The sequence below is a fragment of the Pseudomonas sp. DCB_AW genome (assembly GCF_026240895.1).
Classification (GTDB): Bacteria; Pseudomonadota; Gammaproteobacteria; order Pseudomonadales; family Pseudomonadaceae; genus Aquipseudomonas; species Aquipseudomonas kermanshahensis.
In genome coordinates this window covers 105,607-112,116 of record NZ_JAPFCE010000014.1, presented here as the reverse complement: position 1 = coordinate 112,116, position 6,510 = coordinate 105,607, and the positions used below count along the sequence as shown (strand labels likewise).

Annotated in this window: 4 protein-coding genes; 1 reads left to right on the top strand and 3 read right to left on the bottom strand. The window is 62.0% G+C overall.

The window, feature by feature from the left end:
• Window positions 1-151: 151 nt before the first annotated feature.
• Genes OO306_RS11470 through OO306_RS11460 form a run of 3 tightly spaced genes read right to left on the bottom strand, consistent with a single transcriptional unit; the run spans window position 152 to window position 5,363 of the window.
• Window positions 152-3,214, bottom strand: a complete 3,063-nt coding sequence (locus tag OO306_RS11470) for an efflux RND transporter permease subunit (RefSeq protein ID WP_099455664.1) — start codon at window positions 3,212-3,214, stop codon at window positions 152-154.
• Window positions 3,211-4,278, bottom strand: a complete 1,068-nt coding sequence (locus OO306_RS11465; protein ID WP_099430733.1) for an efflux RND transporter periplasmic adaptor subunit — start codon at window positions 4,276-4,278, stop codon at window positions 3,211-3,213. The genes OO306_RS11470 and OO306_RS11465 overlap by 4 nt, the downstream gene beginning before the upstream one ends.
• Window positions 4,275-5,363, bottom strand: a complete 1,089-nt coding sequence (locus OO306_RS11460) for an efflux RND transporter periplasmic adaptor subunit (protein WP_027592259.1) — start codon at window positions 5,361-5,363, stop codon at window positions 4,275-4,277. The genes OO306_RS11465 and OO306_RS11460 overlap by 4 nt, the downstream gene beginning before the upstream one ends.
• 598 nt (window positions 5,364-5,961) lie before the next feature.
• Between OO306_RS11460 and OO306_RS11455 the strand changes: the two genes are divergently transcribed.
• Entirely contained in the window at window positions 5,962-6,417 is a 456-nt protein-coding gene (locus OO306_RS11455; protein ID WP_085272204.1) for a transposase, read from the top strand.
• Window positions 6,418-6,510: the final 93 nt, after the last annotated feature.

Genomic DNA, 6,510 nt, shown 5'->3' with positions numbered 1-6,510 from the left:
CGCGGCGCTTAAATTATAAAAAAAAATGTAAAAGAATGTTTACAAACCCATTTTTAAACCCCCACCCGCCCCCCGTGTGGGCGCGGTTCTCCCCGCGAATGCGGCGGTGAATCCACCATCGCATTCGCGGGTAAACCCGCTCCCACAGGGGTCAGTGTGTGCTTGTAGTTTTGTGTTCAGGCTCGCGGATTTTGTACCAGGCCACATACAGCGCCGGCAAAAACAGCAGCGTCAGCAAGGTGGCCACGATGATCCCGCCAATCATGGCGTAGGCCATCGGCCCCCAGAACACCTCGCGAGCAATCGGGATCATGCCCAAGCTGGCCGCGGCCGCCGTCAGCAAGATCGGCCGCCGCCGGTGGTTGGTGGCCTCCACCACCGCATCCCACGGTGACAGCCCCTGCGCCTCGAACTCATCGATCTGGGTCACCAGGATCACCGAGTTACGAATGATGATACCGGCCAGGGCCAGAATCCCGAGAATGGCCACAAAGCCCATCGGCGTACCCGTAGGCACCAACGCCAGCACCACCCCGATCAAGCCCAACGGCGCCACGCTGACCACCAGGAACAGCTTCTGCACGCTGTGCAGCTGGATCATCAGGAAGGTCGCCATGAGGAACAGCATCAACGGAATGACCTTGCGGATCGGCCCTTGCGCCTTGGCGCTCTCCTCCACCGTACCGCCGGTCGCCACCTCGAAGCCGACCGGCAGTTTGCTGGCGAACTCGTCGATCTTGGGCTTGAGCTGAGCCACCAGGTCGGTGGGCTGGATGTCACCATTGACCGACGCCTTGATGGTGATGGTCGGCTTGCGATCACGCCGCCAGACCAACGGCTGTTCCAGCTCGTAACGCACCGTGGCGAAGGCCAGCAGCGGAATCGAGGTGCCATTGGGGGTGAGGATCTGCAGGTTCTGCAAGGTATCGGGCGAGCCACGCTCGCTGTCTTCGGCGCGGGCAACCACGTTGACCAGGTAGATGTTGTCGTTGACCTGGGTAATCGGCACGCCGGTGACGATGCTGTTCATCACGTTGGCCACGTCTTCGGACGACAGCCCCAGCTGACGCGCTTTGTCTTGGGCAATCTCGATGCGCAGCACTTTGCCCGGCTCGTTCCAGTCGTAGATCATCTCGCCGATGTGCTCGTTGGCATCGAGCAAGGTGGCGAGCTCGATGGCGTGCTTGCGCACCTGGTCGATGTCCTGGCCGCTGACCCGGTACTGGATCGGCCGGCCCACCGGCGGGCCCATCTCCAGCGATTGCACGTTGGTGCCGATGCCGACGAACTCTTCGCGCAGCAGTTTCTGCAGGCGATCCATCATGCCCTGGCGCTCTTCGAAGCCTTTGCTGACGATCACCAATTGCGCGTAGTAGGGGTTCTGCAATTGTTGGTCGAGGGGCAGGTAGAAGCGAATCGCGCCCTGGCCAATGTAGGTGCTCCAGCGCACCAGGTCCGGGTCGTCCTTGATCCTGGCCTCCAGCCGGTCGACGACTTTACGGGTCTCTTCGATCGAGGCGTTTTGCGGCAGGTTGAGGTCGACCAGGATTTCGGGGCGGTCGGATGATGGGAAGAACTGGTTCTGCACGAAGCGCTCGCAGAATATCGCCAGCGCGAACAGCAGCACGGTGCCAATGATGGTCAGCCAGCGGTTGCGCATGCACCACAGCAGGCCGCCCTCGAATGCCCGGCCCACGCGCCCAGGTTCGGCCTCGTGGGCTTTGACCTTGCTGCTGAGGATATGCACGCCCAGCACCGGGGCGAAGAACACCGCCACCACCCACGACACGATCAACGCCACGGCGATCACCGCGAACAGTGTGTAGGTGTACTCACCTGCCGAACTGGCGTTGAGCCCGATCGGCACGAAGCCGGCCACCGTCACCAGGGTACCGGTCAGCATCGGGAACGCCGTCGAGGTGTAGGCAAAGGTCGCGGCCTGCTCTTTGCTCTCGCCCATTTCCAGGCGTGTGACCATCACCTCCACGGTGATCATCGCATCGTCCACCAGCAGGCCCAGGGCGATGATCAAGGCGCCCAGCGAGATCCGTTGCATGGTGATGCCGCTGTACTCCATGAACACGAAGACCATGGCCAGCACCAGCGGGATCGAGCAGGCCACCACCAGCCCGGCGCGCACGCCGAGGCTGACGAAGCTCACCGCCAGCACGATCACCACAGCCTCGAAGAGTGCGCTGGTAAAGCCACCCACCGCCTGCTTGACCACCACGGCCTGGTCGGACACGGTGTGCACACCCACCCCCACCGGCAAGTCGGCGATCACGCTGTCCATCTTCTTCTTCAGCGCGGCGCCGAACACCTGGATGTTACCGCCCGCCTTCATGCCGATGGCCAGGCCAATGGCGGTCTGGCCGTTGTAGCGGAACATCGGTGACGGCGGGTCGACGTAGCCGCGCTCGATATCGGCAATGTCGGCAAGGCGGAAGAAGCGGTCATTGATCCTCAGGTTGACCGTTTCCAGGTCCTTTTCAGAGGCGAACTGGCCGGTGGTCCGCACCGAAATACGTTCGGGGCCCGCCTCGATCACCCCTGCTGGGGTCACCGCGTTCTGCGATTGCAGCGCCTGCATGACCTGGCGCTGGTCGATACCCAAGGCCGCCAGTTTGCGGGTGGAGAAGTTCAGGTACAGCACTTCGTCCTGGGTGCCGACCAGCTCGATCTTGCCGATGTTGGGCACTTCGCGCACTTCGGCGCGGGCCTGCTCCACGTAGTCCCGCAGTTGCCGCAAGGTCAGGCCATCGGAGGTGAAGGCGTAGATCGAACCGAACACATCACCGAATTCGTCGTTGAATGCCGGGCCCTGGATGCCCTCGGGGAACTGGCCGCGGATGTCCTGGATCTTCTTGCGCACCTGGTACCAGATGTCCGGGATGTCCTTGGCCTTGGTGGTGTCGCGCAGGTACACGTAGACCGTTGACTCGCCCGGGCGGGTGTAGCTTTTGGTGTAGTCGAGCGAGTCCAGCTCTTCGAGTTTCTTCTCGATGCGGTCGGTGACCTGATACAGGGTTTCATCCTGGGTCGCACCGGGCCAGCGGGTCTGGATGACCATGGTCTTGATGGTGAACGACGGGTCTTCCTCACGGCCCAGGTTGAAGTAGGAAAAAATCCCCATCAGCAAGCCGACGAACATCAGGTACCAGACGAACGATTGATGCTTGAGCGCCCATTCGGACAGGTTGAAGCTTCCTTTCATTGCGCATCCTCGTCGAAGGTGACCTTCTGGCCAGGCTTGAGGCTGTTGACGCCGGCAGTCACCACGCGCTCGCCTGGCTGTACGCCGGAGGCGATGACGATGTGTTCGCGGGTGCGGTCGATCAAGGCGACATCCCGGGTCGCCACGGTTTTCTGCTGCGTGTCGATCACCCACACCTGGGTTTTGCCGTCACGCTCGAGCAAGGCGCTCAGGGGCAGCTCACTGCGCGGCGTGACCGCAGAGCTCAGGCTCACGCTGATCGCGGTGCCAAGGTGGAAGGCGGCCGGTGTGCTGGCCAGGGTCAGGCGTGCACGCCGGGTGCGCGTGGTGGCGTCGGCTTGCGGTTCCAGCTCGCGCAACGAGGCCGTGGTGTTGATGCTGGGGTCGAGCTGCGAGGCCACGGTGAAGGTGAGGCCCTTGTCGAGTTGCTCGCCCAGGCCGATCGGCAGGTCGATCACGGCTTCCTTGACGTCTGGCCGGGCCAGGGTCACCACAGCCTGGCCCGCCGTTACCGTTTGCCCAGCTTCGGCCTGCCAGGCAGTGATCACCGCCGCGTGGTCGGTGCGCAGGGTGCTGTAGTCAAGCTGGTCTCGCGCTTGGCTGACCGCCGAGCGTGCCTGTTCAAGCGCCGCACCGGTGGTTTTCAGGTTGGTCTGGGCAATGTCCAGCTGGGCCTGGGCACCGACACCGCGGTCGTACAGCTGCTGCTGACGGCGCGCGTCGGCCTGGGCGTTTATCCACTGCGCCTGGACCTTGGCCAAGTCGCCTTCGGCGGCACGCAACTGGTTCTGCTGGTCGGTGGGGTCGAGGGTAGCCAGTGTGTCTCCAGGCTTCACCTGCGCCCCCACATCAAGCCAACGCCGGGCAATACGCCCGGACACGCGAAAGCCCAAGGTGCTCTCGAAGCGCGCCTGAATGCTGCCGGCAAAGCGCCCAAGTTGCGCTTGCACCTGCGGTTCGACCTTCACCGAAAGCACCGGCCGAACGGGCTCGACCGCTTCTTCCTCAGAGCTGCAAGCAACCAGCAACAGCCCGACCGGGAGCAATAACAGCAAGCGCTTCATGGCGCATCCCCCGCAGCCTTTTCATCGATTTTTTCCACCTGCATGCCGGGGTGCAGCAATTGCCCGCCATTGACCACCACGGTCTCGCCGCCTTTGAGGCCGTTGGCGACCACGACCTTGCCGGTGAGGTAGCGCGCTACTTCAACCTTGCGCAGTTCGACCTTGTCGCCCTCGCCCACCACCCAGACGGCAGGCTCATGCAAGGCCTTGGTCAAGGCCGACCAGGGCAGCTCGATGCTGGAACGCCCCTGGGTATTGGCAGTGGCCGTCACCGGTGAGCCCAGCTGCATCCCGGGCGGCACGTTGCGCAGGCCAACCTTGACCTGCACCGTGCCACTTTGGGCTGAAACGGTTGGCGTCACTTCGCGAACGAAGCCTTGCGCCTGGACGTTGGGGTCATCGAGCAGCTTCACGATCACCCCCTCATCGCTTGGCGGTGCCACCAGCAACGATTCATACACGTTGAACACTGCATCGCGGTCGCCATCGCGGGCGAAGCCGAAGATCGGCATGGTGGCCTGCACCACTTGGCCGACCTCGGCCTGGCGCTCGGTGATCACGCCGGCGGCTTCGGACACCAGCGCGGTGTAGCTCAGCTGTTCATTGGCATTGGCCAGCTGCGCCTGGGCGGCCTTGAGCGCGCTCTGGTTGCTGCGCAACGCGGCTTCGGCGGAGTCGTACTCGCTCTGGCTGGTATAGCCTTTGGGCAGCAGCTTTTGCTGACGCACGAAAGCCGCGGCCGTCTGCGTCACGCGCGCTTGGGCGGCGAACACCTCGGCCTTGGCCGAGTCGACGTTGTTCTGCAGGTCTTTCGGGTCTAGCCGTGCCAGTACCTGGTTGGCCTTGACGTGATCGCCCACATCGACGCTGCGCGAAATAATCTTGCCGCCCACGCGGAACGACAAGTCGGTTTGCACCCGCGCTTGTACGTCGCCGGTCAGGGTCACCCTGGCAGCGAAATCGGTAGGCTGGACCTGTTGCACACCGACCCGAGGCAGCGTCTCGGGGGTTTCTTCCTTGCTACAGCCGGTGAGCATGTACAGCACACTCAGGCCTGCCAGCACCAGTGGACGCGTCACCCTCATGCAGGCTCCTAGCTTGCGCACAAATGATTTGTGAGATGCGACTGTCAGCGTAGTTCAGGGTTCAGCAAACATCACTGATGGAGATCACTCGAGTATTTTCGGCGCTGGTGCGGGCCTCTTCGCGGGTGAACCCGCTCCCACAGGGACTGTGCAAATGCTGAATCCTGCGTAGCACCTGTGGCAAACATCACTGACGGAGATCACTCGAGTATTTCCGGCGCTGGTGCGGGCCTCTTCGCGGGTGAACCCGCTCCCACCGGGACTGTGCAAATGCTGAACCCTGCGTAGCACCTGTGGCAAACATCACTGATGGAGATCACTCGAGTATTTCCGGCGCTGGTGCGGGCCTCTTCGCGGGTGAACCCGCTCCCACAGGGACTGTGCAAATGCTGAACCCTGCGTAGCACCTGTGGCAAACATCACTGATGGAGATCACTCGAGTATTTCCGGCGCTGGTGCGGGCCTCTTCGCGGGTTCACCCGCGAAAAGGCCGGTACAGACAACCACAAGCCCCCTGCCATATCCCGAAACCATCCAACGCACTTTTGCGGTTTCACATCCACTACCTTGGAGAGGTCACTCTTCAAGGAAGAAACCAATGCCTCGGGCTCAATCACACCTGCTTCGACGTGGTCGTTATTCAGAACTCGGCAGGCTGTACCTGCTTACTACTGTTACCCATCAACGCAAGCCGCTGTTCAATGACTTCCAACATGCCCGATTAGTTATTCATCAACTGCGACAATCCGATCATGACCACGCCTGCCGGTCATTGGCCTGGGTACTGATGCCGGACCATCTGCATTGGCTGATCGAGTTGAAAGGCACGACGCTGGGTACATTGATGCGCAGATTCAAATCCAGATCCAGTCTGGTTTTGCATCAGGCGGGGGTTGAGCATGATCCGGTGTGGCAGCCTGGGTATCAGGACCGGGCATTGAGAAGGGAGGAAAGCATGGTGCATGTAGCCCGGTACATTGTTGCCAATCCGTTGAGGGCTGGATTGGTCAGAAGTGTCCGGGACTATCCACACTGGGATGCGGTATGGCTTTGAATCGGTGCTGGGGTTTTCGCGGGTAAACCCGCTCCCACAGGATTTGTGCAGTTTCTAGAACTGCACTTGCCTGTAGAAGCGGGCTTGCCCGCG

Excerpts from the sequence above, each read along its gene's own strand:
- OO306_RS11470 (WP_099455664.1), bottom strand. The coding sequence starts at position 3,214 with ATGAAAGGAAGCTTCAACCTGTCCGAATGGGCGCTCAAGCATCAATCG.
- OO306_RS11465 (WP_099430733.1), bottom strand. The coding sequence starts at position 4,278 with ATGAAGCGCTTGCTGTTATTGCTCCCGGTCGGGCTGTTGCTGGTTGCT.
- OO306_RS11460 (WP_027592259.1), bottom strand. The coding sequence starts at position 5,363 with ATGAGGGTGACGCGTCCACTGGTGCTGGCAGGCCTGAGTGTGCTGTAC.
- OO306_RS11455 (WP_085272204.1), top strand. The coding sequence starts at position 5,962 with ATGCCTCGGGCTCAATCACACCTGCTTCGACGTGGTCGTTATTCAGAA.